Origin of the sequence: Methanofollis liminatans DSM 4140 (assembly GCF_000275865.1) — an archaeon.
Lineage (GTDB): Archaea > Halobacteriota > Methanomicrobia > Methanomicrobiales > Methanofollaceae > Methanofollis > Methanofollis liminatans.
The window spans coordinates 652,117-677,795 of sequence record NZ_CM001555.1; the positions used below are offsets into that span (position 1 = coordinate 652,117).

33 protein-coding genes are annotated in these 25,679 nt (G+C 59.4%); 21 read left to right on the forward strand and 12 right to left on the reverse strand.

What is annotated here, in order from left to right:
• The first annotated feature begins 6 nt into the window (after positions 1–6).
• The 8 genes from METLI_RS03200 to METLI_RS03235 all read left to right on the forward strand — a co-directional run bounded on the left by METLI_RS03200 (position 7) and on the right by METLI_RS03235 (position 7,315).
• On the forward strand, positions 7–633 hold the full coding sequence (locus METLI_RS03200; RefSeq protein WP_048103603.1) for a metal-dependent transcriptional regulator: 627 nt from the start codon (positions 7–9) through the stop codon (positions 631–633).
• Positions 630–2,480, forward strand: coding sequence for a ferrous iron transport protein B (gene feoB / locus METLI_RS03205; protein ID WP_004037959.1), 1,851 nt, complete (start codon positions 630–632; stop codon positions 2,478–2,480). The genes METLI_RS03200 and feoB overlap by 4 nt, the downstream gene beginning before the upstream one ends.
• Before the next feature lie 2 nt (positions 2,481–2,482).
• Entirely contained in the window at positions 2,483–3,196 is a 714-nt protein-coding gene (locus tag METLI_RS03210) for a DUF7504 family protein (protein ID WP_004037960.1), read from the forward strand.
• Positions 3,193–4,365 (forward strand): GTP-binding protein, encoded by a 1,173-nt coding sequence (locus METLI_RS03215; protein ID WP_004037961.1) that lies wholly within the window; start codon positions 3,193–3,195, stop codon positions 4,363–4,365. Before METLI_RS03210 ends, METLI_RS03215 begins: the two co-directional genes overlap by 4 nt.
• Positions 4,366–4,371: 6 nt before the next feature.
• The gene (dph5, locus tag METLI_RS03220; protein ID WP_004037962.1) at positions 4,372–5,121 is read left to right on the forward strand and encodes a diphthine synthase; all 750 of its coding nucleotides are present in this window, start codon (positions 4,372–4,374) and stop codon (positions 5,119–5,121) included.
• Positions 5,118–5,681, forward strand: a complete 564-nt coding sequence (locus METLI_RS13310; protein WP_004037963.1) for a DUF357 domain-containing protein — start codon at positions 5,118–5,120, stop codon at positions 5,679–5,681. Before dph5 ends, METLI_RS13310 begins: the two co-directional genes overlap by 4 nt.
• A 116-nt stretch (positions 5,682–5,797) precedes the next feature.
• Entirely contained in the window at positions 5,798–6,841 is a 1,044-nt protein-coding gene (locus tag METLI_RS03230; protein ID WP_004037964.1) for a lysylphosphatidylglycerol synthase transmembrane domain-containing protein, read from the forward strand.
• A gap of 24 nt (positions 6,842–6,865) precedes the next feature.
• A complete protein-coding gene (locus METLI_RS03235) occupies positions 6,866–7,315 on the forward strand; it encodes a bifunctional nuclease family protein (RefSeq protein WP_004037965.1) in 450 nt (149 codons plus the stop codon).
• A 10-nt stretch (positions 7,316–7,325) separates the two neighbouring features.
• Here METLI_RS03235 and hisE read toward each other — a convergent pair whose 3' ends face one another.
• The 5 genes from hisE to METLI_RS03260 form a co-directional block, all read right to left on the reverse strand.
• The gene (hisE, locus tag METLI_RS03240) at positions 7,326–7,619 is read right to left on the reverse strand and encodes a phosphoribosyl-ATP diphosphatase (protein ID WP_004037966.1); all 294 of its coding nucleotides are present in this window, start codon (positions 7,617–7,619) and stop codon (positions 7,326–7,328) included.
• Entirely contained in the window at positions 7,616–8,068 is a 453-nt protein-coding gene (locus METLI_RS03245) for a NusA-like transcription termination signal-binding factor (RefSeq protein ID WP_004037967.1), read from the reverse strand. Before METLI_RS03245 ends, hisE begins: the two co-directional genes overlap by 4 nt.
• A gap of 333 nt (positions 8,069–8,401) precedes the next feature.
• Positions 8,402–9,067 (reverse strand): MBL fold metallo-hydrolase, encoded by a 666-nt coding sequence (locus METLI_RS03250; RefSeq protein WP_004037969.1) that lies wholly within the window; start codon positions 9,065–9,067, stop codon positions 8,402–8,404.
• Positions 9,068–9,123: 56 nt separating this feature from the next.
• On the reverse strand, positions 9,124–9,852 hold the full coding sequence (locus METLI_RS03255) for an SIMPL domain-containing protein (protein WP_048103604.1): 729 nt from the start codon (positions 9,850–9,852) through the stop codon (positions 9,124–9,126).
• Between the two features lie 102 nt (positions 9,853–9,954).
• On the reverse strand, positions 9,955–10,662 hold the full coding sequence (locus METLI_RS03260; protein WP_004037974.1) for a potassium channel family protein: 708 nt from the start codon (positions 10,660–10,662) through the stop codon (positions 9,955–9,957).
• Positions 10,663–10,880: 218 nt separating this feature from the next.
• Between METLI_RS03260 and METLI_RS03265 the strand changes: the two genes are divergently transcribed.
• The gene (locus METLI_RS03265; RefSeq protein ID WP_157203196.1) at positions 10,881–11,222 is read left to right on the forward strand and encodes a hypothetical protein; all 342 of its coding nucleotides are present in this window, start codon (positions 10,881–10,883) and stop codon (positions 11,220–11,222) included.
• Here the strand turns inward: METLI_RS03265 and METLI_RS03270 are convergent.
• The 3 genes from METLI_RS03270 to METLI_RS03280 are packed head-to-tail and all read right to left on the reverse strand — an operon-like array spanning position 11,216 to position 13,301.
• Positions 11,216–12,325 (reverse strand): hypothetical protein, encoded by a 1,110-nt coding sequence (locus tag METLI_RS03270; protein WP_157203197.1) that lies wholly within the window; start codon positions 12,323–12,325, stop codon positions 11,216–11,218. The genes METLI_RS03265 and METLI_RS03270 overlap by 7 nt on opposite strands.
• Positions 12,326–12,373: 48 nt before the next feature.
• Positions 12,374–12,826 carry a peptide-methionine (R)-S-oxide reductase MsrB gene (gene msrB / locus METLI_RS03275; RefSeq protein ID WP_004037981.1) on the reverse strand — a complete coding sequence of 151 codons (453 nt, stop codon included), beginning with the start codon at positions 12,824–12,826 and terminating at the stop codon, positions 12,374–12,376.
• Positions 12,827–12,863: 37 nt separating this feature from the next.
• Complete coding sequence (locus tag METLI_RS03280; RefSeq protein WP_004037984.1) at positions 12,864–13,301, reverse strand: FKBP-type peptidyl-prolyl cis-trans isomerase; 438 nt, start codon at positions 13,299–13,301, stop codon at positions 12,864–12,866.
• Between the two features lie 89 nt (positions 13,302–13,390).
• Here METLI_RS03280 and METLI_RS03285 point away from each other — a divergent pair, with 89 nt between their 5' ends.
• The 11 genes from METLI_RS03285 to METLI_RS03335 all read left to right on the forward strand — a co-directional run bounded on the left by METLI_RS03285 (position 13,391) and on the right by METLI_RS03335 (position 20,914).
• A complete protein-coding gene (locus tag METLI_RS03285) occupies positions 13,391–13,753 on the forward strand; it encodes an ABC transporter permease subunit (protein WP_342632914.1) in 363 nt (120 codons plus the stop codon).
• A 4-nt stretch (positions 13,754–13,757) separates the two neighbouring features.
• Positions 13,758–14,531: an amino acid ABC transporter ATP-binding protein gene (locus METLI_RS03290; RefSeq protein WP_004037986.1), complete on the forward strand. Its 774-nt coding sequence runs from the start codon at positions 13,758–13,760 to the stop codon at positions 14,529–14,531.
• Entirely contained in the window at positions 14,524–15,192 is a 669-nt protein-coding gene (locus METLI_RS03295; RefSeq protein ID WP_004037988.1) for an amino acid ABC transporter permease, read from the forward strand. Before METLI_RS03290 ends, METLI_RS03295 begins: the two co-directional genes overlap by 8 nt.
• Before the next feature lie 356 nt (positions 15,193–15,548).
• Entirely contained in the window at positions 15,549–16,328 is a 780-nt protein-coding gene (locus METLI_RS03300; RefSeq protein WP_004037990.1) for an ABC transporter substrate-binding protein, read from the forward strand.
• A gap of 124 nt (positions 16,329–16,452) precedes the next feature.
• Positions 16,453–17,130, forward strand: coding sequence for an amino acid ABC transporter permease (locus METLI_RS03305; RefSeq protein ID WP_004037992.1), 678 nt, complete (start codon positions 16,453–16,455; stop codon positions 17,128–17,130).
• 4 nt (positions 17,131–17,134) lie between these two features.
• Positions 17,135–17,869, forward strand: a complete 735-nt coding sequence (locus tag METLI_RS03310) for an amino acid ABC transporter ATP-binding protein (protein WP_004037994.1) — start codon at positions 17,135–17,137, stop codon at positions 17,867–17,869.
• A 16-nt stretch (positions 17,870–17,885) separates the two neighbouring features.
• Positions 17,886–18,542 carry an amino acid ABC transporter permease gene (locus METLI_RS03315; RefSeq protein ID WP_004037996.1) on the forward strand — a complete coding sequence of 219 codons (657 nt, stop codon included), beginning with the start codon at positions 17,886–17,888 and terminating at the stop codon, positions 18,540–18,542.
• Between the two features lie 41 nt (positions 18,543–18,583).
• Complete coding sequence (locus tag METLI_RS03320; protein WP_004037998.1) at positions 18,584–18,829, forward strand: DUF504 domain-containing protein; 246 nt, start codon at positions 18,584–18,586, stop codon at positions 18,827–18,829.
• 172 nt (positions 18,830–19,001) lie between these two features.
• Positions 19,002–19,829 (forward strand): cache domain-containing protein, encoded by an 828-nt coding sequence (locus METLI_RS03325; RefSeq protein WP_004038000.1) that lies wholly within the window; start codon positions 19,002–19,004, stop codon positions 19,827–19,829.
• Between the two features lie 44 nt (positions 19,830–19,873).
• Positions 19,874–20,494: an SIS domain-containing protein gene (locus METLI_RS03330; protein ID WP_004038002.1), complete on the forward strand. Its 621-nt coding sequence runs from the start codon at positions 19,874–19,876 to the stop codon at positions 20,492–20,494.
• Positions 20,495–20,593: 99 nt separating this feature from the next.
• Positions 20,594–20,914, forward strand: a complete 321-nt coding sequence (locus tag METLI_RS03335) for a hypothetical protein (protein ID WP_004038004.1) — start codon at positions 20,594–20,596, stop codon at positions 20,912–20,914.
• Between the two features lie 776 nt (positions 20,915–21,690).
• Here the strand turns inward: METLI_RS03335 and METLI_RS03340 are convergent.
• A complete protein-coding gene (locus tag METLI_RS03340; RefSeq protein ID WP_004038006.1) occupies positions 21,691–22,494 on the reverse strand; it encodes a hypothetical protein in 804 nt (267 codons plus the stop codon).
• A gap of 127 nt (positions 22,495–22,621) precedes the next feature.
• On the opposite strand from METLI_RS03340, the gene METLI_RS03345 reads away from it, so the two are divergent.
• Positions 22,622–23,224 (forward strand): acetate uptake transporter family protein, encoded by a 603-nt coding sequence (locus METLI_RS03345; protein WP_004038008.1) that lies wholly within the window; start codon positions 22,622–22,624, stop codon positions 23,222–23,224.
• Positions 23,225–23,326: 102 nt separating this feature from the next.
• Here METLI_RS03345 and METLI_RS03350 read toward each other — a convergent pair whose 3' ends face one another.
• The 3 genes from METLI_RS03350 to METLI_RS03360 all read right to left on the reverse strand — a co-directional run bounded on the left by METLI_RS03350 (position 23,327) and on the right by METLI_RS03360 (position 25,531).
• Complete coding sequence (locus METLI_RS03350) at positions 23,327–23,590, reverse strand: pro-sigmaK processing inhibitor BofA family protein (protein ID WP_004038010.1); 264 nt, start codon at positions 23,588–23,590, stop codon at positions 23,327–23,329.
• A gap of 124 nt (positions 23,591–23,714) precedes the next feature.
• Positions 23,715–24,614: a UbiA family prenyltransferase gene (locus tag METLI_RS03355; RefSeq protein ID WP_004038012.1), complete on the reverse strand. Its 900-nt coding sequence runs from the start codon at positions 24,612–24,614 to the stop codon at positions 23,715–23,717.
• Between the two features lie 95 nt (positions 24,615–24,709).
• Entirely contained in the window at positions 24,710–25,531 is an 822-nt protein-coding gene (locus METLI_RS03360) for a helix-turn-helix transcriptional regulator (RefSeq protein WP_004038014.1), read from the reverse strand.
• Positions 25,532–25,679 lie beyond the last annotated feature (148 nt).

Sequence of the window (25,679 nt, forward strand, 5' to 3'; positions counted from 1 at the left end):
GAATGTATGAATTCCTCCGTCCGTGAAGACTGCCTTGAGGCAATTCTCACCCTGACGCAGGCGAACGGTGGCTCTGTGGCCGCAGAGGGGATCCTGGCGGCGGTGGACGCGGACAGGGCCGAGGTTGAGGCATGTCTCGCAGGACTTGTTGCCGATGGAGCGGTCCGGAAGGACGATAGGGGATATCTCCTCTCCACCGAGGGAAAGCGCATTGCCGAAGCGGTCCTCAGAAAACATCGCGTCCTTGAGTGTTTCCTCTGCGAAATGCTTGGTATGGACACCGGGGCCGCTTCAAAAGAGGCCTGTGTCCTCGAGCACGAGATCTCTGACGAGGCCATCGACCGCCTTTCCAGATATATCGAGCGGCCCGGCCACGGCCCGAGGCGGCACTGTGCCGGGCGCTGCCGCGAACACAGCCTGCTGGAGTTTGCCGAGGGCGATCTCCTCGAGATCACCATGATCCGCTGCCTCAGCCGGAACCGCCGTCTGATCGACCTCGGCCTCATCCCGGGCGAGCAGATCACGATCAGGCGCAAACTCTATAACGACGCCATTGTGGTCAGGGTGAAGGGTGCGGATATCGCACTCTCCCCTGAGATCGCATCGACCATCTTTGCGGAGCCGGTCAGATGAGGTGCGCGCTCATCGGCAATCCGAGCGTCGGCAAATCCCTGATCTTCAACCAGCTCACCGGCCTTGGCGTCGAGGTGAGCAACTACCCGGGGACGACGGTCGAACTGATGCAGGGAAAACTCTGTCACCAGGGTTCGACCCTGCAGGTCGTCGATCTTCCCGGGATCTATTCGATGGACGGCGACTCGGCCGAGGAAGAACTCGTCCGGACCTACCTTCTTGCAGAAACTCCCGATGCGGTGATCGCTGTCCTTGACGCCACCAGGATGGAGCGGAACCTCTACCTCCTCCTCCAGCTCGCCGAATACGGGATCCCGATGGTCGTCGTCATCAACATGATCGACGAGGCGGCGCAGCAGGGGATCATCATCGACAGCAGGCGCCTCTCCTCGGTCCTGGGGGCGCCGGTGATCGAGACCGCTGCATCCCTGGGAAAAAACATCGGCGAGATCGTGCCGGCGGTCCTCTCCTCGGCACGGCCGGCCGCGATCGCCGTCCCCTATACCCCGCAGATCGAGGCCGCCATCAGGAGCCTTGGCAAACTCTACGGTGCCACCCGCCTCCAGGCACTCCATGCCCTTCAGGGTATCGGCACCTCCAGTGATCTCATCGAAGGGGCGCGAACGATCGCCGGGGAGATCGAGTCCCTCAACCACATGTCGGCCCACCAGATCATCGGCGCAAACCGGCACCTCTGTGCCCACCGGATCGCTGCCGATGTCGTCGGGGCGCAGGAACCTGACCGACGCTTCTCGGCCGACCGTCTGCTCACAAAGGCGTTCCCCGGCATCCCGATCCTTGCCGTGGTCCTCCTCTCGATGCTGCTCACCGTCTTTATCGCCGGCTCGTTCCTGGAAGAGCTGATCGTCGATATTTTTACCGTCCTTGCGATCGAGCCCTTTCAGACCCTTTCCCTCCCCCCCCTTGCCACCGCCCTCGGGATGGCGGCCCTCCTTGCCATCGTTGCCGGCCTCGGCATCGCCTTTCCATTCGTCCTCATCTTCTACCTCCTCCTCTCTATCGTTGAGGATACCGGCTACCTGACGCGGGCGGCGTTCCTTGCCGACCGGTTGATGCACGGCCTCGGCCTCCACGGCGGCGCCATCATCCCGATGGTGATGGCCTTCGGCTGCAATGTGCCGGCGGTGATGGCGGCAAGCCAGCTCCGGACGGTGCGTGAACGGACGATCGCCGCCTTTCTGGTCACGATGGTCCCCTGCTCGGCCAGGACGGTGATCATCACCGGCATCGTGGCGGCGTTTGTCGGGTTGTGGGCGGCCCTTTCCATTTATCTGATCGTCCTCGTCCTGATCGTACTCACCGGCGTGTTTCTGGCACGGAATATCCCGGGCGGGCAATATGGTATGATCCTGGAGATGGCGCCGCTCCGAATGCCCGATCCCGTGCTGGTCATGAAAAAATCGTGGGGGCGGATCCAGGAGTTTCTCTTTATCGCCATGCCCCTGCTGCTCGCGGGCAGCGTCGTCCTCGGCGCCCTCGATTACTACGGTGTGGTGGATGCATTCTCCCTCATCGTCGCTCCGGTCTCCGAGGGGTTCCTCGGACTCCCTGCCTATGTCACGACCGCCCTCCTCTTCGGGATCCTGCGCAAGGAGATGGCGTTTGAAACCCTGGCCGTGCTCTCGGGCACTGCCGATCTCGGTTCGGTGCTGACCGGCGTCCAGCTCTATACGTTTGCGGTGATCAGCGTGCTGTTTGTCCCCTGTATCTCGACAATCGCCGTGATACTCCGTCAGATGGGGATGAGGGTGACGCTGGCCGTCTCGGCCTACACGATTACGCTTGGCTTTTTAATAGGGGGACTCATACACTTTATCGCAGGATAAAGATGGACCCGTTCAGGACCGGCATCAGGAAGATCGATGAGAAGACGGGCGGTATTCTGCCCGGATCTAATCTCCTCCTTCTTGCACCTCCGTTTGCCGATGCCGAACGGCTTGCCATGTACCTGGGGCAACCCGGCGACTCCGATTATACGGTCGTCATTTCCACCGATCAGGACGCGCAGGAGCTTGTGATGGCCTTTGGCCTTCCCGAGTCTGAGCGCCATCGCCTCTGGATCATCGACTGCATCACAAAGACCCTGGTCCCGGTCATCGCTGACGAAGATCAGGTGAAATATGTCGGGAGCCCGGTCGACCTGACCGGGATGGGGATCAAGTTCACGAAGATCCTCGACGGCATCCAGAGGGCGGAAGCGGCACGAAACGACCTCTCAGGCACGCCGAGAGTGCGCGTATGCATCATTTCTCTCTCAAGTTTTCTGATCTATACTAAACTTGAGGTGATCTACCGCTTTTTCCATATCCTCTCTGCCAGGATCAGGCGGATGAACGGGATCGGCATTTATCTTCTCAATCCTGAGGGCGTCGACGAGAAGACGATCTCGACCCTGAAACAACTGATGAACGGCATGATCGAGGTGAAGGAGGATGCGACCGATCCGACGGTGCGGATCCTCCGCTGCCAGATGATGAGCGGGGAGTGCGTGCCTTCTGTCCGGTACCGCTTCTCAGGCAGCGACCTTGTGGAGGAGCCATGATCTATACCGGCATCACTGCTCTGGACGAGATGATCGGCGGGGGCGTACCGCGAGGAAAGCGGGTGCTCTTCTCCCTTGCACCGGGTGTCGAGGGGCAGCAGTTCATGTTCAGCGCCCTGAAATGCGCGCACCGCATGGGGAAGCGCTGTCTTGTGATCGTCCCGCACACCTCGGCTGAGGCCTTCCTCGCCGACCTCTCGGCAACACCTTATGGCATGGAGGCCGATGAGCGGTTGATCTTCCTGGACTCGTTGGCGTTCGAGGAGATCGAAGCGAATTCCCGTACGCCCGAGGCCGAGTGTGCGGCCTGGAAAGAACAGATCGATACGATCTGCAGGAGCGGCCCCATCAATGCGATCTTTCTCTACTGCAATCGCCTCTGTGATGAAATCGGGACAGAACATGCCCTCGCCCTCTTCTTCGGACGGTCTTTGAAGGAGGGGGCGACGCTCTTTGTGGAATACCTCAATCTCTATGACGAGGGGCATCTGGATGATCTGACGGCGTCCTGTCTCTTCGATCTTGTCCTCTCCATCGGCGAGGGCTATGGAAACATCCTTTTTTTCAATCATTTTATGGTCAGGCATGTGACCTGGACATCCCTCCCGCCCCGCCAGATCCCCTATATGATCCGCGAAGACAGTTCTGTCGCGCCGCAGATCCCCAAGATCGTCGTCACCGGTCCGACTGATGCCGGGAAGACCACGTTTATCCAGACAGTCTCGGAAAACTGGGTATCTTCGGACAGGATAGGAATATCCGGGTCTGCGACAACGGTGGCGATGGATTTCGGTCATCCTCTTGTTTCCTGCCGGGGTTTTGATATCACGCTCGTCGGAACCCCGGGGCAGGAGCACTTCGGTCCGATCATCACCCATCTGCTCACCAATGCGACCGGCGTGATCTTCGTCGTCGACGGCACGCGTACCGAATCCCTGAGCCGGGGCCTGGACATTCTGGGAACAGTCAGGCGTATGGGGATCCCCTTTGTCGTTGCGGTGAACAAGAGAGAGATGCCTGGCCAGATCTCAGATGCGACGCTGCGCACCCTGCTGCGCCTTTCGGAGCGCACCCCTCTCTACCATCTCTCCGCCCTCAACAGGGAGGAGGCGATGGGCGTGATCGACGCTCTCATCATGCTTATTACACGTGAAACCTTTCTGGAGTAGGAGACGATGCTGACATTTATCGGGCTTGGCCTCTATGACGAGACAGATATTTCGATCAAGGGGCTCGACCGCATCAGGCGGTCTGACTATGTGTTTCTCGAATGCTACACCTCGGTGCTGACCGGGACGACGCCTGAACAGATGACCGAACTCTTCGGGAAGGAGGTCGGCATGCTCTACCGGGAGGATGTCGAAGGGCACCCTGAGACCTTTCTTGAACTGGCAAAGGAGTCCGACGTGGCGTTTCTCACGGCGGGCGACCCGATGGTATCGACCACGCATATCGACCTTCGTATCAGGGCCGCCGCGATGGGGATCAGGACAGAGATCATCCATGGCGCCTCGATCGTGAGCGCGGTCTGCGGGTTGACCGGGCTGCAGAACTACCGGTTCGGCAAGTCCTGCTCCCTTCCGTTTCCCTATGGCAAATGGGCCCCCACGACACCGATCGAGGTGATCGAGCAGAATATCGCCGACAAACTCCACACCCTCGTCTATCTCGACATCCAGCCTGACCGCTATATGCGCATCCCCGAAGCGGTCAGGATGCTCGAAGAGATGGCCGCGGCGCGGGGGATCTCGATCCCGGTCTATGTCGGCGTGGCCAGAGCCGGTTCGGGCTCGCCCGTGGTGGCGGCCGGCACCGCCGCCGCTCTTGCCGGGGTGGACTTCGGCGGCCCCCTGCATATCCTGGTCGTGCCCGGCGACCTCCATCTGATGGAGCGCGAGTACCTCGAAACCTTCGCCGGGCTATGACGCCGCTTCTCGCCGCCCTTGCCGCCGCTCTCGACTCGATCGAGCCGCTCCCGCCTGAAGAGACTCCTCTCGGGGCGGTCTCGGCCGTAATTATGCGGATGGCCCGTTCTTATCTCTCTGATGGGATGGTTTTTTGTGAGCGGGGCGACGATGTCAACGCCCACGCGAGTGCCGCCTATGCATTCGGCTGGCTGGACGCCGGGTCGTATATCGGCTTTTTTGCAGGTCTGAATCCTGAAGAAAATCGCTCCTTTGACGGTGCGATCCCTGAGGCGCAGCAGCATCGGCTCCTGGAGAAGACCGGCCGGTATGAACGCCTGCTCTGCGAGGCGACCTGTTCACTCTCGCCGGCGCCTGATCCCGATACCCCGATGTATGCGGCGGCCGGGCATCTCCTCTTTGAGGGGCAGGGAGCCCTTGAACGCGGGAGAAGGCTCTCTGATGAGGGCAGGACCACTGCTGCCCTCGGGTGGTATTCCTATGGTTTTGGCTGGCTCGATGCAGGCGTGCAGGCCGGTCTTTTCTCTGTTGTCGGATCGCGGGAGATCTTTACGGTCTGATTGCCCGGCAACGCCCCTTTTTCCCGCTCTCAATCCTCAAAGGGTTTATAGTATGCTCTATAACCTTATGGAACAGAAAGTGCGTGCCGTCTGGATCAGGCATGCTCGAGGACTGCATGAAGAGGTCTCAATGGAAATGGCTCGGGGTCTCCCTCGGGTTCAGCAGTATTGTGCTCGCACTCGTCCTGTACTTTACCTTCGACGAGTCGACCATTGAGTACATCCTGAGGCTCAACCCCTGGTACCTCGCCCTTGCCCTTGCCGGGCATGTTGTCGCCCTCGGCTTCTGGGCGCTGCGCCTGAAGACGATGTCCCGCTCCCTCGGGTATACCGTCGGCTTCTTCCACTGTCTCAATGCGGTCTTTGCAAACCTGCTCATCGCCGCCATCACCCCCTCGCAGGCCGGGGGGGAACCGATCCGGATCCATGAACTCTACCGTGCCGGCGTCAGACTCGGCGACGCCACCGGGGTGGTGATCATGGAGCGGATCCTGGACGGCGCCGTGCTCGTCGGGATCAGCATGATCACCATGCTCCTCCTCGGCCAGCAGTGGCAGAGCATCGCCCCTGGCATGGCGGCGTTCATATACATCTCCTGGGGTCTGATCGCCGTTCTGGTCCTGTTCTTCATATACTCGGTGAAGAAACCCGAGGTGCTCAAGGGTCTCCTTCACCGGATCTCGCTCTGGCTCGACCGCAGAAAACGCCGCCGCAACGTCGAGAAACTGAACGCCCTTCTCGACCGCATCGACGCCGAGGTGGACAATTTTCATGGGAGCCTCGCCCGTTTTGTGAGCCACGGCATTGCCGGACTGATCTGGGGGACGCTCTGCACCGTGATGTTCTGGTGCATCGAGTTTGCGATCGCCTCGGTGATCCTGATGGGTCTGGGTTCGCAGCCGTTCTTTGTCGAGTCGTTCATCGCCCAGATCATCATCGCCCTTTTGATGATGGTCCCCCTGACCCCGGGCGGTTCGGGGATCGCCGAGGTCCTGGCCACCTCGCTCTACGGCATTTTTGTGACCTCCTCGGTTCTCGGTGTGTTTGTGCTGCTGTGGCGGATGGTCTTCTATTATTTCAATATCGTTCTCGGGCTTGCGGCGAGCGTCGGTATCCTCAGGCGCGAGGTGGTGAGGACCGACCGTCGCCGCAACCCTTAACTCCCATGAGGATATCTCCTACCTATGGCTGCCGTGGATGCGGTTGTTCGGGGAGTCTTTTTCACCGCTGCGTCGGGAGGAGCAGTCCCTGCTGTTCTGCTTGATCTTTCCAACGGCAGGTCGCTTCCGATTTATATCGGCCTATGGGAAGCGATCTCAATAAACAACGCATTGAACCACGATCTTCTCCCGAGGCCGGGTACGCATGACCTTTTTGTGGCCATGCTCGATTCCTTCGGGATCAGGGTGACCGCCCTCCAGATCGACGACCTGAGGGACGGCGTTTTTTACGGCCGACTCATCTCGGTCAGAAGCGATACCGAGGAAAGCCTGGACTGCCGGCCGAGCGACGGGATAGCCATCGCTCTTCGCTCAGGCGCCCCGATCAGCGTGGACCTTGAGGTGGCCGAACAGGCAGGGGTGGATGAGGGCTCCCTCCCTGACTGCGTCGATCTCGCCACCTATCTCTCCTGAAGAAAAGGCGTTATTTTCGCCGCGCTGCCAGCTCGGTGAGGATCTCCTCGAACTCGATGCCGGCCGCCCTGAGGGCGATCATGAAGTGAAAGAGGACGTCCGCCCCCTCTTCGATGGTGCGCTGGTCCACGCCGTTCTTGACGGCAAGGATAAACTCGGTCGCCTCCTCTCCGAATTTTTCGAGGGACTTATCGATCCCTTTCCGGTGGGTGAGCACCGAACTCACGTAGGAATCGGGAGAGGGGTGATCGGCCCGATCATTGATGGTCGTCCAGAGTTCTTCGATCATTTCGATGTCTTTCATGTTTCGCTTGCCTCCTCGTGTGCAAGTACGACGTCGCCGATTTCATGGCCGAAGAATCGTTTTACCAGTAACCTGGCCTTCTCTATGGTGCTCCCCCCTTTGCCGATCGCGATCCCGAGGTCAGTTCTTTTTCCGACGACGACGTTGATCTTTCCTCCGGGTTCCGCCTCCAGCGACGTCAGCACCTCGGCAGGCCTGAAGATGTTTGCAATGAATGTTTTCTCGTCCTCGGCGTACTCGACCATCTCGATCCTTCTTCCCAGGACTTTCTGCATCTTTCTGATATTTTCGCCCTTTTTGCCGATGGCAAGGCCCATGTCCCCGGGCTTAATCACATAGATCACGCGGTCGAACCGCTCGTCGATGAGGCAGTCCACGGCTACCGATTTGGTGAGGATCCTCAACTCCTCGATATATCTCCTCTCTTTAAAGCCTATATTTCTGTACATTTCAATATCCCTTTTTATTACGTTTAAGACGCCTTTTTTTCAGGTTTCATGTATGCGCTCGAAACGCTGTTTCATGAGCGATGTGAATATCTATGCGTTAATCTGTGGTTACTCTGTCAGGTATTCTATATAGTATGTGCAGGTTCGGAAAAAAAGGTTGGCAGGATTCCTCTGCCGGTATCTCTGCACTGGCAGGACATTATGCATGAGGGTTGAATGGATTCGAAATGGCATGGAGTCGGTGATATCCCGACGAAGGGTGAGGTTCGGCCGCCCGCCGGATACCACAGGGCCGACATATATTTTTATATTATATATGTCTGTCGGTATTTTTCAGGGGAGGATATGGTGTATGCCTGCGCCTCCACGGTGGATCCTCCCGCTGTTCTCCTTCACGATGACCTCCAGGTCCTCGGTGCAGTGAGAGGGGGCAAGATAGGCGAGAGTTTTCAGCGCTGCACGGTCGGCCTCCGATATGGCGTGGAACCCTCCTATCGCCCCGAAGACCGGTCCGTGCCCTTTGACTGCCTCGATGATCCTGCTGATGTGGGGGTGTGCGCAGCCCGCGACGATCAGGAGGCCCTCAGGTGTCCTGATGGCGAGGGACTGTTCGGGTATGGCGCCGCCGCACGGACCTGTCGATGCGATGCCGTCTTCTATCTCCCGCCACTCTCCAATGACCGTTGCTCTGGCCTGTTCCCTGATGGCGGCCAGTTTCTCCTCTGAAAACCCGGCCGGGACGAAGACCTCGAGGTCGGGATTCTTTCCGAGGACGGCGGAGATTCCGCCGACGTGGTCCCAGTGGTCATGGGAGAGGACGAGCGTTCTGATCTCTGCCGGATCGATGCCGAGTGCCCTGAGGTTTGCGGCGAGCACCCCAGCGTCCCCGCCGGTGTCGAAGAGCAGCGAAGCTCCGGGGATATAGCAGGAAAACCCTTTTGCAGGGGTTAGGGCCGGATCGAAGGGGATGTTGTTGTAGGTCTCGATGATCGTATACATCGAGAAAAGAGGTTTCTGGCCTTGAATAATGGTATCGTTTGAGGAAAAAAAAGGGTTCACCGGCAGAGGTAGGTGATGCTCACCGATGCCGTGACTTTCACCTCGCCGGACTCGATCGGGGTACGCGCCGCCCCGCCCATCTCCATGGCGTCGGCCTTGAGGTAACTGGTGTACATCGGGACATAGGTGCTCCCGATGGAAATGTCTTTGACGCCGGTGATGGTCACGCCTGCTGCTGCGGCGACGACGTCGGCATCGGTGCGCGCCTGTCCGACGGCTCTGGTGAGGGCTTCACTCCTGAACTGCTGCTCTTTTTCCGGGCTGAGCGTGAAATAGAGGCTGTTTACCCTGTTTGCACCGTTTGAAACGGCAATGTCGATAATTTCACCGGCCCTGGTGACGTCGACGAGGGTCACCTGCAGGGTGTTGGTGACATGGTAGATCGTCTTCTGGCCGCCGAAGGGTCTGTCGCCCTCTGACGTCTCTGCCCAGATGTTGTATCCGGTGGTCTTCATGTCTTCGGCAGCGATGCCGGCCGCCTTGAGGGCGCTGTTCACGGTATCCATGATCTGTGCGTTTACTGCCTGGGCGACCTTCGGATCGGCGTCCTGTGTCTCGACGGCGAAGGAGATTACGGCGCGGTCAGGGGTGGTGGTGATCTCGCCGGTCCCTGATGCGTGGATCAACCGCTCGTCGGTGGTGTCTGTGGCGGCGCTGGCGCTCCAGACGCCTGCGGCCAGCAGCACCATCAGAGCGGCGCAGAGAATGAGTGTTCTGGTTCTCATGGTTATCATGCTGTATTCTGCTTGCCCTCTAGAAATATCTTCTCTTGACTTCAAAATAATTCGCAGTTATAATCGCTTTGATTTCGTATCTGGGCGATTATTTCAGTTTTTATCTCCCGTATCCTCCTGGTGGGAAGCAAGGGCTCCGATCAGTCTGGCGATGAAGACTGCCATGAAGAGCGTGCCTGATACCGCCTCGAGGTAGGCAAGTGAACGGGCCGCTGCGGTGAGGGGCGTGATGTCGCCGTAGCCCACGGTGGTGAGGGTGATGAAGCTGAAATACAGGAAATCCGAGAATGCAGGCAGATTTTCGGGTCCGTTGCCGTGATTTATGACGAATGCAGAGATCTCTGATCCTTCTATGGCCATATATGCCGTCGCCCAGGTGATGCCCATCAGAAGATAGACCGAAATGGCGCCGAAGATCATATCGTCGGTCAGACGTCCCCTGATGATGGATCTGATAATCATAACTGTGGTGAACGCATAGAGGAGCATGGAAGAGACGCTCTGTGCGAGCACAAACCCGGCGCTCGTATAGACAAGGATGGCCCAGCCTGTTCCGATCGCCGGTACGGCGAGGATCAGGGCGATGCAGAGGGGGCGTCGCCGGTCGCTTACTGCATAGACGGCGGTGATGAGTGTCGCCGTGGAGAGGAGTTTTAAAAATATCGTGCCGGCAAAACTGCCCTCAAAAAGGGGGTACAGGATGAGGAGGAGGACAAGAGGGAGGGTAAGGATCAGGTATTTTCTTTTCTGGATACGGCTGTGAAGCCGTTCTCCCTTCCTCAACAGTTCGCTCCCTGACATCTTCTTTTTCACCCTGGCCTGGCGCTTTCCTTTGTATCGGAGATCCCCCTTATGTTATGAGGCTTTTTCTGTTTTTCTCCGCGTGAAACTCCTGCATTTGTATCGGCGCCAGAGGATCTGATGGGATTTCTCTCTGATTTCATGGGCTTTTACGGAATATTCCTGTACCCATACAAAAACCTTAATGATGCGGAAAATTCGAGATGTACAGGGGAAATATGGCGAGAAAATCACGCTCGATGGCCGGTGCCGGTGTCTCCTCCTGCGGAACGACGGCCGGGGATGACGGCCGCATTCGGGGAGGGGAGTCTGTCCGGCGTGAGGTGTGCGAGCTCTGCGGTGACCTTTATGCAGTGACCGCCGGGGATGAGGAGATCGGCGGACTCTGTCCGGCATGCCGCCGGAAGGCAGTTCGGATCTGCCCGTACTGCGAACGGCCCTATCGGACCGATGCATGGCCGCACGACCTCTGCCCTGAGTGCTATGAGGAGCAGGAGTGGCGGCAGGGCGCTGAGGGCGACGAATTCGAAGATAATTTCGACCGTCTGGACGACTACTGATCGGGCGCCTTCTTTTTTTCCTGAGGCGTGAAGACCACCCTCAGGTTTGGAAGGATGATATAAACGGTGAATGCGCCGCCCAGGCGGTGACGTTCGGGCTGGTACATACTCAGCCGCATGAACTGCCGTTTGAGTTCGTCCAGCTCCTCACATACGTCCGCTCCTTCCTTTGCCGTTCTCTTTTCAAGGGCTTGTGCGGCCGGGAGAATCTGGTTTTTGAGGATGTTCTGGCGCTCCCTGATGACGCCGGTCAGAAGGATCTGCGAATATTTCCCCTGCAGGTAGCGCACGGTGAAGATCTGAGCCAGCAGAAGCGGGACCACCGGCAGGAAGATCTGGAGCAGGCTGATCCCTTCGAGGTCCATGAGTCGGTTGAAGGTCATCCCGGGCAGGAGCATGGCGGCGATGACCAGGGTACCGGCGATGGCGGTGCCGACACCGATGACGAGGAGGATCGTCACCGCCGATCTGATCCCGCCCCTGATCCCGGCGCTCACGTCATGGCGCAGGTCGATGACGCTCCTGAAAAAACCCGGTGAGTAGGGTTTCATCCGCCAGATTGCCGCATAAAATGCGATGATCGCAATGGACTGGACCGCCACCAGCAGGGCGACCCTGAGCCCGAACAGGCCGGTCGCCGCGCCTGCAAGGGCGATGACGATGTCGACCGAGTAGATCAGCCAGAACGCCGGGGCGAGGGGCTGGCTGTTGATGAAGAAGAGGTTCCAGAATACTTCGGCGATACCGCTGGTGTTGGAGGTGACGGTCCCCTTTAGAGCTCCGATCTCCTTCAACTTCCGGGTGTAGGCCAGAATCTCCTCCCTATTCGGGAGCGGCGATCCGCCTCCACCGGACGGGATGAACATCACGAACGGGTTGACCATGTAGAGGAGGAAACTCGCGACGATCCAGAAGAGGAAAAAATCCGGGAGGATGAGGGCGGGGATGACGATCGCCATAGCCGCACCTGTGAGGACGACGCGCTCGACCATCCCTGTTTTCAGGCTTTCTCTGAGTGTATTTTCATATGTTTCAGTCTGCCCGAGCGCCTCTGTGATCATGGTGCAGAACGATCGCACCTCGCCGGTGCAGCCTGCTTGCATGCCTGAAAAGAGGCGCATGTTTCCGGATAAGTGTTTCTATCCGCCTTTTCACTCATCTGGAGAGAAAGAGAGTGCCGCCGAGTTCATGCAGTAGCGCATCCCGGTCGGCGGGGGGCCGTCGTTGAAGACATGGCCGAGATGGGCATCGCACCGGGCGCAGAGCACCTCGGTTCTGATCATGCCAGATCCCCTGTCGGTCCGCGTCCTGATATTGAGGCCTGAGACCGGCGACGTGAAACTGGGCCAGCCGGTGCCTGAGTCGAATTTGTCCCGCGATGAGAAGAGGTCGGTCCCGCAGCAGACGCAGCGGTAGATCCCTGCCTCGTGACAATCGTGGTATTTTCCGGTGAACGGCGGCTCGGTCCCGGCCTGCCGTGCCACCCTGAATGCTTCGGGCGAGAGGCGCTTTCTCCACTCTTCGTCGCTTTTGCGGCAGGGCTCGACCTCGATCGTCTCGCCGGTGCCGGCGACGAAGATCCTGATCTGCTCACCATGGTTCATGCGTCCCCCTCCGCGTTTTCGGGTATAAGCGTTTGCTTCACTCCCCGCCGTCCCTGCATATATCCACGAGGGTGATCGCAAAGGTCAGGTCTTTTCCTGCGAGGGGGTGGTTTGCGTCCACGGTGACCGTCTTCCTATCGGCCTTCAGCACGGTGACAAGGGTGGACGTCCCGCCCTTCAGGCTGATGCGTGCGGTCCCGCCGGGCACCGGCTCTTCCGGGAGTTTGAGATCCTTGCGCTTCAGCCTGAAGACGAGGTTCTTCCTGTGGGGGCCGTAGGCCTTCTCCGCGGGGAGGAAGACCGTCTTTGTCTCGCCCGGGGCCATGCCGACAAGCGCCTCTTCGAAGGCCGGGTTGATCTCCCCGGCTCCGAGGGTGATCTGCCGCGGCTCTTCTGGCCGGTCGAATATGGTGCCGTCCTCGAGGGTGCCGGTGTAGATGACCGCAACGGTGTCGCCTGTTCCTGCCCGATCCATGCAGACAGGATGCGGCGGGGAGGAACATAAAAGGTTGGGAGAATGGGGTTTCAGGTGGAGAGCGCGGCCTTTTCTGCTGTCGGTGCCGCATCCCTCTCTTTTCCGGTGAGGGCCAGGATCGCCGGCATGATGACGATCGCGCCCGCTCCCTCGGGATGAGCACGCCCCAGGCGATCACCAGCATCGTCCTGCCGCAGGCGATGCGGATCGCCCTGCCCGGATGGTCGAACGAGTACCCGATCCTGCTGACCGACTCGGCCGTCTGTTATGCGATCGGGGTGATGGAGATCCTGACGCGCGCCGACCAGATCGTGGCGCTCACTGCCGAACCGATGACGATCTATCTTGTGGCGGCGGCGATCTTCATCCTCCTCAACTACGGCGGCGTGTGGATCTTTGCATGGATTGAAAAAAAGGTGAATATTCCGGGATTCGGAAAAGGAGCTCTGTAGGTATATGGAATCAGATGAATACATAGTGCGGGTCGAAGATATCCACAAGGCGTATGGCGACCGCGAGGTGCTCCGCGGCGTCTCTTTTTCTGTGCGCAAGGGCGAGACGAAGGTGTTCATCGGCCCCTCCGGAACCGGGAAGAGCACCCTCCTGCGGTGCATCAACCAGTTGACGGTCCCCGACCGGGGCCGCGTCTTCCTGCACGGTGAGGAGGTGACGAACTCCGGTTCCCGGATCAATTATTTCCGGCAGCGCATGGGTATGGTCTTCCAGAACTTCTATCTCTTCGACCACCTGACGGCGGTGCGGAACGTTGAGGTCGCCCTGCTGAAGGTGAAGCGGATGGAGCCGAAGGCCGCCCGTGAAAAGGCGCTCTACGAGCTGCGGCAGGTCGGGATGGAGGACTGGGCCGACCATTACCCGGCCGAACTCTCCGGCGGTCAGGCGCAGCGGGTCTCGATAGCCCGTGCGCTTGCGATGGACCCTGACGTGATCCTCTTCGACGAACCGACCTCTGCACTCGACCCCGAACTGACGCGCGAGGTGCTCGAGGTGATGAAGAAACTCTCGAACGAGGGGATGACAATGCTGGTGGTGACGCACGAGATGGGGTTCGCCCTTTCGGCGGCGAGCGAGGTCCTGTTCATGGAGCACGGGCTGATCGTGGAGAGGGGGCCCCCCTCGGAGATCCCGACGAGCCCGACCTTCGAGAGGACACGGAAATTCGTGGGAAGATTCACCGAATATAGCGGAGATTCCGGAACAAAGAATGATTGAGGCATCTTTTTTTACCGAAGTCCTCTTCCCGCCCCTGATCAAAGGCGGGGTCATCTCCCTGGAACTGATCGCTCTTGCCGCACCCTTTGGTCTGCTCATGGGTATTGCCATCGCCGTCGGGCGCACCTACGGCGGCAGACTGGTCTCCCAGGCCTGCAGGCTCTATGTCATATTCATAAAGGGCTGTCCGCTGCTTCTCCTCCTCTTTATCATCTACTTCGGTCTCCCCTCGCTTGGCATCGTCTTCACCCCTTTTGTCGCCGCCCTTATCGGTTTCATCCTCTGCAACGGGGCGTATAACTCCGAATATATCCGGGGGGCCCTCCTCTCGATCAAGGAGGGGCAGATGATCGCCGCCTCGGCACTCGGCATGACCCGTGCCCAGGCGATCCGGCACATTATCCTCCCGCAAGCGCTCCGCCGGGCGATTCCCGGCATTTCAAACGAGTTCATCTACCTGATCAAGTACTCCTCCCTCGCCTACATGATCACGGTGATCGAGATCACCGGGGCGGGCAAGCTCGTTGCCGCGAAGTACTTCGCCTTCTTTGAGACCTTCACGGTCATCGGCCTCTTCTACCTTGGCCTGGTTAGCATCGCCACCATCGCCCTCGGCTTCCTGGAGCGCAAACTCGCCATACCCGGACTCGTCTCGAAGTGAGTCGCCCTGCACCCGCGGCGGCGGTGCCCCTCCTGCCGCAGGGCCGTATGCCCCTCGTTTCCGTAACCTGAATGGGGGCTCTGCTCGCCTCGGACACCATTTATCCGGGGCGGTTGAAGGTTTCATGCATGCCTGCACATGATCGTGAATAGACAATTTTTCCGATATCTGTGCCTTATTTTTGATGAAACCAGGCATTCTCTCTCAATTTCATCGAATCTCATATTGAAACACGAGTATGATGAAGTAAGATAATTTGAAAAAAATATATCCTTATGTCGCTCTACGCTGGCATCAGCGCCCTCATGGTTTCAAGTCATAAAAATTAAATTAACCTGATGCTTACTTACAGACGAATGAATGCGAAAAGTGTTGGTGTTCTCCTTGGATGCATGATCGTGCTGGCCGTCGGCATCGCCGGCTGTACAGGCAACGATCAGGCCGATGTGACCGGAACGAAGGTCTACATCGTTGGTGTCGACGGCAACTACGCGCCCTATTCCTATATTGAGACCGATGGAAGCGTCACCGGTTTCGATGTCGAGTCGGTGAAATGGATCGCGGAGAAGATGGGTTTTGAGGTGAAGATCCAGCCGATGGACTGGGACGCGATGATCCCGTCGCTCAACGCGAACAAGATCGATATGGTCTACTCGGGCATGACCATCACCCCTGAGCGGGCCGAGCAGGTCACCTTCTCGATTCCGTACCTGCGGATCAACCAGAGCGTGGCCGTCCACAATGACTCTGCGATCACGATGGCAGACATCATGGCCGGAACCGTCGTCATCGGCGCCCAGAGAGGGACGACCGGCCAGATCTGGGTCGAAGAGAACCTGATCGCGAACGGGACCATGCCGAAGGACAACTTAAAACTCTACGACAACTTCCCGCTGGTCATCACCGACCTCCAGAACAAGCGGATCGAGGCCTCCATCTATGACCGCCCGTCGCACCTTGCAGCGATCGAAGGAAAGCCCATCCACATCATCGGCGAGATCAATACCGGTGAGGAGTACGGTGTTGCGATGCGCAAGGACGATGCCGAACTGCAGGAGAAGATAAACACCGGTCTTGACGAACTCATGAAGGACCCGTACTGGCAGGAGCTTCTCGAAAAGTACAACCTTGCATGAGCGCCCTGCCGTTCTGCCGGGCAAAAACCCAAACTATTTTTAAAATGTGTGAGCATTAAGATTATTTGCACCATCCCTGTCAGAGGGGAGGGCTGCATGGGCGTATTTGCATAGGATCTGAAACATGGAGATTACATCAATCCTGGTCGAATGGTTCCCTTACCTCTTCTCAGGTATCGTCGCCACCCTCGGTCTTGTCGCCGCCTCTCTCGGCCTTGGGCTTCTCTTCGGCCTTCCGATGGCCCTGGGTCAGATATACGGTTCAAAACCGGTCAGAAGTCTGATCGGTGTGTATGTCTGGTTTTTCCGCGGCCTTCCCGTGCTTGTCCTCCTGTTTCTCTTCTTCTTCGGCATCTTCCCCCAGCTCGGCATGGGCGACCTCCCTCCCTTTTTCGTCGCTGTCGTCGTGCTCGGCCTGAGGGGCGCCGCCTACCAGTCGCAGATCTTCAGGGGGGCGATCCTCTCGATCAGCGAGGGGCAGATGACGGCGGCGCGCTCCCTGGGCATGACCCGGTTTCAGGCGATCAGGCATATCATCCTGCCCCAGGCGGTCAGGATCGCCCTGCCCGGCTGGTCGAACGAGTACCCGACGGTGCTGACCGACACGGCGATCTGCTATGCGATCGGGGTGGCCGAGATCCTGACCAGGACGACCCAGATCGTGGCGCAGACCTATGTGACCATGCCGCTCTATCTGGCTGCAGCCTGTCTCTATATCGTCCTCAATTACGCAGGGATGAGGGCCCTGCACTATCTCGAACAGCGGATCAGCATCCCCGGGTTCGGGCAGGGAGGGCTGTAATACGATGGAAATCCTGCGGGTCGAAGATATCCACAAGGCGTATGGCGACCGTGAGGTGCTCCGCGGCGTCTCTTTTTCTGTGCGCAAAGGTGAGACGAAGGTGTTCATCGGCCCCTCTGGGACCGGGAAGAGCACGCTTCTGCGGTGCATCAACCAGCTGACGGTGCCCGACCAGGGCCGCGTCTTCCTGCACGGTGAGGAGGTGACGAACTCCGGTTCCCGGATCAATTATTTCCGGCAGCGCATGGGTATGGTCTTCCAGAACTTCTATCTCTTCGACCACCTGACGGCGGTGCGGAACATTGAGGTCGCCCTGCTGAAGGTGAAGCGGATGGAGCCGAAGGCCGCCCGTGAAAAGGCGCTGTATGAACTGCGTCAGGTCGGGATGGAGGACTGGGCCGATCATTACCCTGCCGAACTCTCCGGCGGTCAGGCGCAGCGGGTCTCGATCGCCCGTGCGCTTGCGATGGACCCTGACGTGATCCTCTTCGACGAACCGACGTCTGCGCTCGACCCCGAACTGACGCGCGAGGTGCTCGAGGTGATGAAGAAACTCTCGAACGAGGGGATGACGATGCTGGTGGTGACGCACGAGATGGGGTTCGCCCTCTCGGCGGCGAGCGAGGTGCTGTTCATGGAGCACGGCCTGATCGTGGAGAGAGGACCCCCCTCGGAGATCCCGACGAGCCCGGCCTTCGAGCGGACGAGGAAATTCGTGGGGAAATTCAGGGATATATAACCGGTGATGGTGGACAATGGATCAGGTCGCATTTATCATACAGGTTCTTCTTCCGGCCCTTGCCGATGGGCTCGTGCTGACGCTGGCCCTGATCGCGGTCTCGGCCCCGTTCGGTTTTCTTCTCGGGGCTGGACTGGCGGTGGGGCGCACCTACGGCAGCCGCCCGCTCTCCTTTACGGCCCGGGCATTTGTCACCTTTGTCAAAGGCTGCCCCCTGCTTCTCCTGCTTTTCATCCTCTACTTCGGTCTTCCAGCCGTCGGGGTCAGGTTCTCTCCCTTTGAGGCGGCGGCGATCGGTTTTATCTTCTGCAACGGGGCGTATAACTCCGAATATATCCGGGGCGCCCTCCTCTCTATCAAGGAGGGGCAGATGACCGCCGCCTTTGCCCTCGGCATGACCCGCAACCAGGGTATCAGGTACATCCTCCTGCCGCAGGCCCTCCGCCGTGCGATCCCCGGGATGACAAACGAGTTCATCTACCTGATCAAGTACTCCTCCCTCGCCTACATGATCACGGTCGTGGAGCTCACCGGGGCCGGAAAACTCGTAGCCACCAAATACTTCACCTTCACCGAGACCTTCATGGTGGTCGGTGCGGTCTATCTGGTGCTCGTCACCTTCACCACCGTCGCCGCAAACTACCTGGAGAAGCGCTACGCCGTCCCGGTCTGAACGCCGTCAGGTTTATCCCCGCGGCCCCCGCAGGTGAGGGCGTGAGAACGAGCCAGGCACTCCTTCTGCGCTACCGCCACGACCCGTCCTTCGAGTTCTCCCGGGTGCTGGTCACCTACGTGGACCGCGGCGCGCCGGGCGATCTCTCCTCGGTCGGCGGCGGGGAGATCGTGCGGCTCGGACCGGGCTTTTTTGACGTCCTCAGGGAGGAGCGGGCGGTGACGGTGCCGTACCACCGGATAAGAAGGATCTCCTATGATGGTGTGGTGGTCTGGGAGAAGGAGTGAGATTCCTCCCTTCTCTGTCCCTCGCGTCGAAGGGTTGATCGATGCACCGTTGCCGGGGGTTACCTCTGTGAAAGGGCGAAGGATCTTCTGATGCCCCTGAACGGGGGACCGTCGATCTCGTTGCCAGGACATAGCGCAACGATTATTCCGAAAAACTGACGATCAATTCTTCATGAAACCGACGTCGCTTATTGCTCTCCTGGTTCTCGTGGCATGCTGCATCCTCGGTGCCGGGTGTGTGCAGTCTCCTGCCTCCGACAACGCCCACGTCGAGATGCTCTTACTCCTCAACACCATGCAGGGTGAGATCAACGGCGCCCTGACGGCGATCGATCGGTCTGCCGAAATGACCGCCGCAAACCTGAGTCTGACCGGTCTTGCCGGCCCTGATGTCGATGCCCTCCTCTCAGAGGCCCTCGAAGCCGACCCTTCGGTGATCACCGCCACGGTGATCGCCAGGAACGGGACGGTCACCGCGGTGCAGCCTTATATCGATGAACTCGCCGGCGCAGACCTCAGCGGCCAGGCGGTGGTGCAGGAGGTCTTCACCCGGGAGGCCCCGGTGATGTCGGATCTTTTCGCCCTCAGGCAGGGCGGGCATGCGGCGACGATCGAGCACCCGGTCTTCTCCTCAGACGGCGAGGTCATAGGGGCGGTGAGCCTTGCTTTCCAGCCAGATGTGCTCGTCAGGAGATATGCGGAGCCCGCGGTTGCCGGGACGCCGTACACGGTGATGGCCCTTCAGCCCGGCGGTCTGGTGCTGTATGACGCAGACCCCGGGGAGATCGGGAAAGAGACGCTCAACGATACCCTGTATGCCGACTTCCCTGAGGTGCTCGATGCCGCCCGCCAGTATGCAGAGAACCGTTCGGGCCATACGACGTACTCGTTCTATGCCGCAGGTTCCGGGACGGTCGTGCGAAAAGAGGCGTACTGGACGACCGTCGGATTGCACCGCACAGAATGGCGTTTGTCCGTCATCAGGGAGATCGGCGCCTGATCGACCGGCACCCTGATGAACCAGAGCGTTCAACCGATCGTGCGATGCAGCAACCAGCCTGTTACAGCATTGTCGACCTCATGGAAATGATGGCCGAGCGGATCGGTGAGGCCGCCCGCTCCCTGAACGGAGACGACGCCGCGGCATTCGTCGACGAACTCCTTGCAGCGCGGCGGGTCTATGTCGCCGGGGCCGGGAGGTCGGGGCTTGTTGCACGGGCGTTTGCCATGCGCCTGCGGCATCTCGGGGTGGAGGCGTTTGTGGTCGGCGAGACGATCACCCCGGCGCTGCAAAAGGGCGATACTCTGGTCGCCTTCTCAGGCTCGGGCGAGACGAACTCGATCGTCGATTACTGCGAGATGGTGCGGGAGATCGGCGGGCGGATCTGCCTCATCACCGCCACGCCCACCTCGAGGATCGGGCAGATCGCGGATTGCACCGTGAACCTCGGTGATCACGCCCCACGGATCGGCGGGATGCCGGGCAGGTATGAGGTCCGTCAGCTCACCGGGCAGTACCGCTCTGTCTCCCCGGCCTTCGCCCCCTTCGGCACTCTCTTTGAGATGACCGCCCTCGTCTTCTCCGATGCCGTGCTCTCGGCCATGATGGAGTTGAAGCACTGCAGCCTGGAGGATATCAAGGGGAGGCTTCCTAATATCCAGTGACGGTTTCCCCTTCCCTGGAGCCAGGCCCTCTCTCGATCCACGCCATCTCCGGCAACAAAAGGATATTTATCCTCCCGGGGTGGAAAATCTCTGATTGCTATGACCGAAGAGAAGGGACATTTCGAGAAAGGGCGCTGGGTACTTGAGCCAGAGCCGGTGGAAGAGGAGAGCGCACCCGGGGCAGAGGACCAGGCGCCTGAAGAGGAGCAGAGTGCGCCCCAGGTCGAGGACCTCGCCAGAGAAGCCTCGAAGTCCGTGAAAAAGGCGATCGACGACGTGGTCGTGCTCGGCAGGAACCTGTTCGGGACAAAGGAGGGCCGGGAGCATATCGAGAAGAAGGCTCGCGCCGCAGGTGCTGAACTGGAGCGGGCGATCAACGAGGTCGCCGAGGCAGCAAAAAAGACGATCAAAAACCGATAACTCTTTTTTTCGGCCGTTTGACCGGTTGCCCGGGCAGCGGCTGAGGCGATCCCGGGACTGCCGGGGGGAGATATGAGGGGACAGGCACACCGCTCCAGCACGCCCCCCCATCATGTTCCATTCAACAGATGCTCCGCCCACCCCGTCCCTGCACATCCAGGGGCAATTCGCTCCCATGGGGTGCAACTCCCGTAGCGGTGTTATCTCCACCCCGAGAAAGTATCACATCTTCGCATCGAGAGCGTGAGGGTTCTGGAAAATCGAGCAGCCCCTACCGGGGGGCTGCCGCCCCCCGGTCCCCCTGCACATACGATAGGGACAGGGACGGGAAAGTCACGCCAATCGGACCATCAGGATTTTTTCCGGCAGATTCGCCGCTCGCCCCGCCCCCGTATATCCAGGGGAAATCGCACGCGGGGGTCCGGGGGTAAGAGCCCCCGGGCAGAGGCGCGTGTTGTGTGAGCGTACGGGAAATCTGGCTCTGCCTCTCCCGGGGGGCTGCCGCCCCCGGTCCCCCCGCGAATGCGATAGGGGCAGGGACAGGCAAACCACGCCAGCCTGACCATCAGGATCTTTTCCGGCAGATTCGCCGCTCGCCCCTCCCCTCACATCCAGGGCAATCCTCGCGCGGGGGGTCCGGGGGTAAGAGCCCCCGGGCAGAGGCAAACGTCGACATTCGTTCTATCGTCTCTTCGCACCTGGAGGGTGAGGATTCCAGAAGATCGAGCTACCTCCCGACCCTCCCGGCCAAAAAAATCCAGAGGGAGCCTGGAGCCTCACTCCTCCGCCATTGACGCCTCGAGCATCTCGCGGGCGGCGTCGATCATCGCCCGTGCCGCCCTGAGTTTCGTCCGTACGGCGGTATATTTCCCCTCGTCACAGGCGTCTTCGGCCTCGTGATAGAGCTTGTCAGCCCGTTCGGCGCGGTTCTTTGCCCGGCTCACATCCTGCCCCTCGCTCTCCAGGAGGTCGATCTCCTCCTGTACGGCGAGCAGGTCGCCGAGGACGTCTTCGAGTTCGCCGCGGACCTCCTCCTCTTTCTCGTCGTCTTCGGCTTTTTTCTGCCGTCCCCGCTCCCTCAGCGCCTCTCTCGCCTCCTCCTGCGCACGCATGATCTCCTGGAGTTCGTCCTCGACGTCTTTGACGCAGGAAGCAAGAAGGGCTGCAAACGCCGTCCGGTCCTCCCTCGACTCTTCCCATCCGCCGTATGCGCCGTAGGCCCCTCCGGCCGCCGCACCGCCGAGGGCGTCTCCGATCCGATCCCCGATCTCGCCGCCGTCCCGTCTCAGGATCCCGCCGAGGATGCTCCCGACGCCTGCCCCGGCAACAGCGCCCATCACGCCCCTGCCAACCTCTTTTTTCTCCCGGGCGACGGCATAGGCGACCTTTACGTTCTTCCCCGACACCGTCACTTCCAATTTTCCCTGCTCTCCGGTGTGGCGCACGTCCATCGTCGCCTTCCCGTCCACGTTCTCCTCCCCGGTGATCTCGGTCCCTTCCAGTGCGAGGCGCGACATCAGGCGCTCAAGGAAATCGTCATAATAATCGGCCACGCCCTGGCCATAATATACAAACGGCATCAGTATCGTATGAGGCTCTCAGGAGGAAAATATAATTCTGCCGGTCCTCATTTCAGGTACCCCAGGAGCAGATTCACCGACCCAAAACCTCACCTTTAGATATTAGTCGTTCCAAGCGATCTGGACAATGACGTCCTCCTCAGAACACCCCTTTGCAAACCCCGGCCCGGCCGGCCTCATGGTGCTCGCCTTTTATCTCGGCTGTCTCTGGCCGATCGCCACCGGCAGCGCACCCCATAGTCTCTCTGTCGTGCTCGTCCCCCTCGGCCTTGCCGGCGGGATCATCCAGCTCGTCGCCGGGATCATCGAGCTTCGGAACGGCGCAACGATGACCGGCAACATCCTGCTCGCCTTCTCCACCTTCATGTTCCTCGGCATGGGGGAGAACCTGCTCAAGGCCCTGGACCTCATGCCGGCCGGCACGGCGGCAGTGGACGGATGGATCTTCCTGATCATGGGGATCTTGATGTGCGGGTTTACGATCGGGCACCTTCCCGGCCCCCTCATGCCCCTGATCTTCATGGTTGCTACCGATCTCTTCTTCGTACCGGCCGGGCTCTATTTCCTCACCGGGATCGAGTTCTTCTGGTTCGTGGCCGGGTGGGACCTGCCCTTCGTCGTCGTCTCGATCATCTGGGTGGTCCTCGCGACGGTGCTCAACCCGATCTTCGGGCGACCGATCCTCCCCCTCGGCCCTCCCCTGATCCGGTTAAAGGACGGGAAGAACTGACGCCGGCGGTGCTGGTGCAGGGACTCCCTGCTTCCTTTTTCGCCAGGGCCCTTCATAATAGGGGGACTGTACCTGGGCTGTTTTTTCTCTCCCTCTGATCGCTCACAGCGCTACGCCGAGGAGGTGGAGGAGCACCACAATGGCAATGCCGAAGATTCCGCCTATTGCGCTGATGAGCACGGTGATCAGGTTGATCGGGATCTCGGGCCTGCCGAAGAGGGCCATGATGTTGAGGAGATTGATCAGGAAGAGGATGACGATGCCGACGATGGCGTTGATGACCAGGTAGATCGCTTTTTTCAGGAGATGGTAGATCAGCACCGCGATAATAACCGCTATGACGATGCCGAGGAGTGATTCGAGCATGTCTTCAGTCTTGCCCTCATCCTATATATGCCGTCGCCAGGGCCAGATCACCTCCTGGCGTCCAGGGGGTCACCCCGCCGTGCGGGGCCGGCAGAACTCGAAAATGGGGGGTGCTGCTGCTCTCCTATGCAGGAAGGACCGTCGAGAGGACGATCAGCCCGCCGAGCAGGAAATACTGGCCGTCGGCAACGAGGTCGTAGACGACCTTCTCGCGATCGCTCCTGTCGAAGAGCAGGATATAGCCCTGGACATATGCGATGATGCAGGCGATGGCGGCGACGGCGGCCAGGGGGAGGTGGCCTGCACAGATGAGGAGCACCGCTCCGCCACCGCCGAGGTTCGCCACCGAAAGAAAGAGCCTGGTCCGCCCGACACCAAGGATCGCCGGCAGGGTCTTCACACCCGAGGCGATGTCGCCGTCCACATCGCGCATGTCGCAGACGATCGTGTTGATCACGGTGAGGAGGAAGAAAAAGAACCAGACGACCGCGGTCATCATCCCGATGGGTGCTCCGATACAGAGCGGGGAGAGGAGTGCGATCGGCGTCGCCCAGGCAACTCCCACCAGGAGATTTTTCACGCAGGGTATGTCCTTGAGCCGCCTGTATCCAAAGCCGGGAGGGAGGACGGCCACGCTGTAAAAGATGCCGCTGACCAGCGGGATCGAGGCGACGGCCACGGTGGAGAGCCCTGAAAATCCTGCGATCACGAACGAGAAGAGGTAGGCGACGACTGCAGCGGCCATCAGGTGGTTCGCATACTTCTGGGTGAATGCGAAGCGCTCGGCATGGTTGATCGCATCCTCGCTCTCATCGGTTTTCCGGTTCATGTTGTACACCGAGAACGTGGTCAGGAACATGATCAGGCATGCCGCAGCAGAGACCGGGAGATCCTGCATCGCCGAGGAGACGTAGGCCATAAATACGGCGGCAAAAGAAAGGTACAACGAGCTGTACATGACGACATTCAACACCGCCCGACCATTCAGGCCGGTGTTGCCGGGGGTATGCTCACATACGAACATACCCTACGGTGGATGGATATTGGTGACATTAGTACGCTCGGCGAATATTCAGCGGACTGGTGAATAAAAAGGGTTTCTGACGAATGTGTCGGGTTTCAGGGCGGATCGAGAGAAAATTCCTCTGAAATATCTTTGTAATACGAAAACAGCCGCTCACCCCAGGCCAGGGCCTTTCTGTCGGTGCTGAAAAGGTCGCTTGAGATATCGTATTTCAGGCTCCCTCTCAGGCACATCCCGAAGGAGAGGAAAGAATCGGTCACCGTCAGCCCGATGAGGAGGGGGGCCGGGGCCACATATATTCTGAAGTGCCGGTGCTCCAGAAGCGCCTCTATTTTTTTCCTGAACGGATCGTTCCTGAGTTCTTCTGCAATTTTGGCGGTGACCACCATCTCCACGGGCACGCCCGCCTGTATCTTTGTCCCGAGGGCATCGGCATGGGGATGGCTCATAAACGAGGAGATGATATGGATCCACGATGCGTCTTTCATCATCTCAAAAAAATACTGGATGACCGAGAAGATGTCTGCATCCGAACTCTCCACGATCTCTGAATCGGCGAGGTCGCCGATGTCGCGGAGAAACGGTTCTGGAATGGCTTCAAGATAATGCGAAGACCAGAATTTTGGGTTTTTGTCAAAAAGAATCGTTGATCTCAGGTAATCCTGGATCTGGGACGACAGCACCTTTCCCTGAGGAGTCAGGGCGTAGCCGTCGTTGCGGCTCTCGATATAGTGTCTTTCCTCCAGGAACCGGATCCTGGGGAGAATCGACTGCGACGTGCTTCCGGTAACGCTTCGGAGATCTGCAAGGGTTTTGTTCCCTTTCCCCAGTGAGAGCAGAATCTGCAAAAGAAGCCGGGATCTGAAGATCTTCTGGACGGTGTCGTGGTGGCGGGCGAATATCTCCAGGGTGTCCATCGTATCGTTCGCGGATCATCTGTTTTTGAGATTTAATCATTTTTGGATTTTGTTTTCTGACCGAATCCCTTCGTACCCGGGGCAGTATCTCCCCCTCTCACGCCCATGTCCCGATCCCTTCCTGTCGCAGGACGGTCTCAGAACGCCT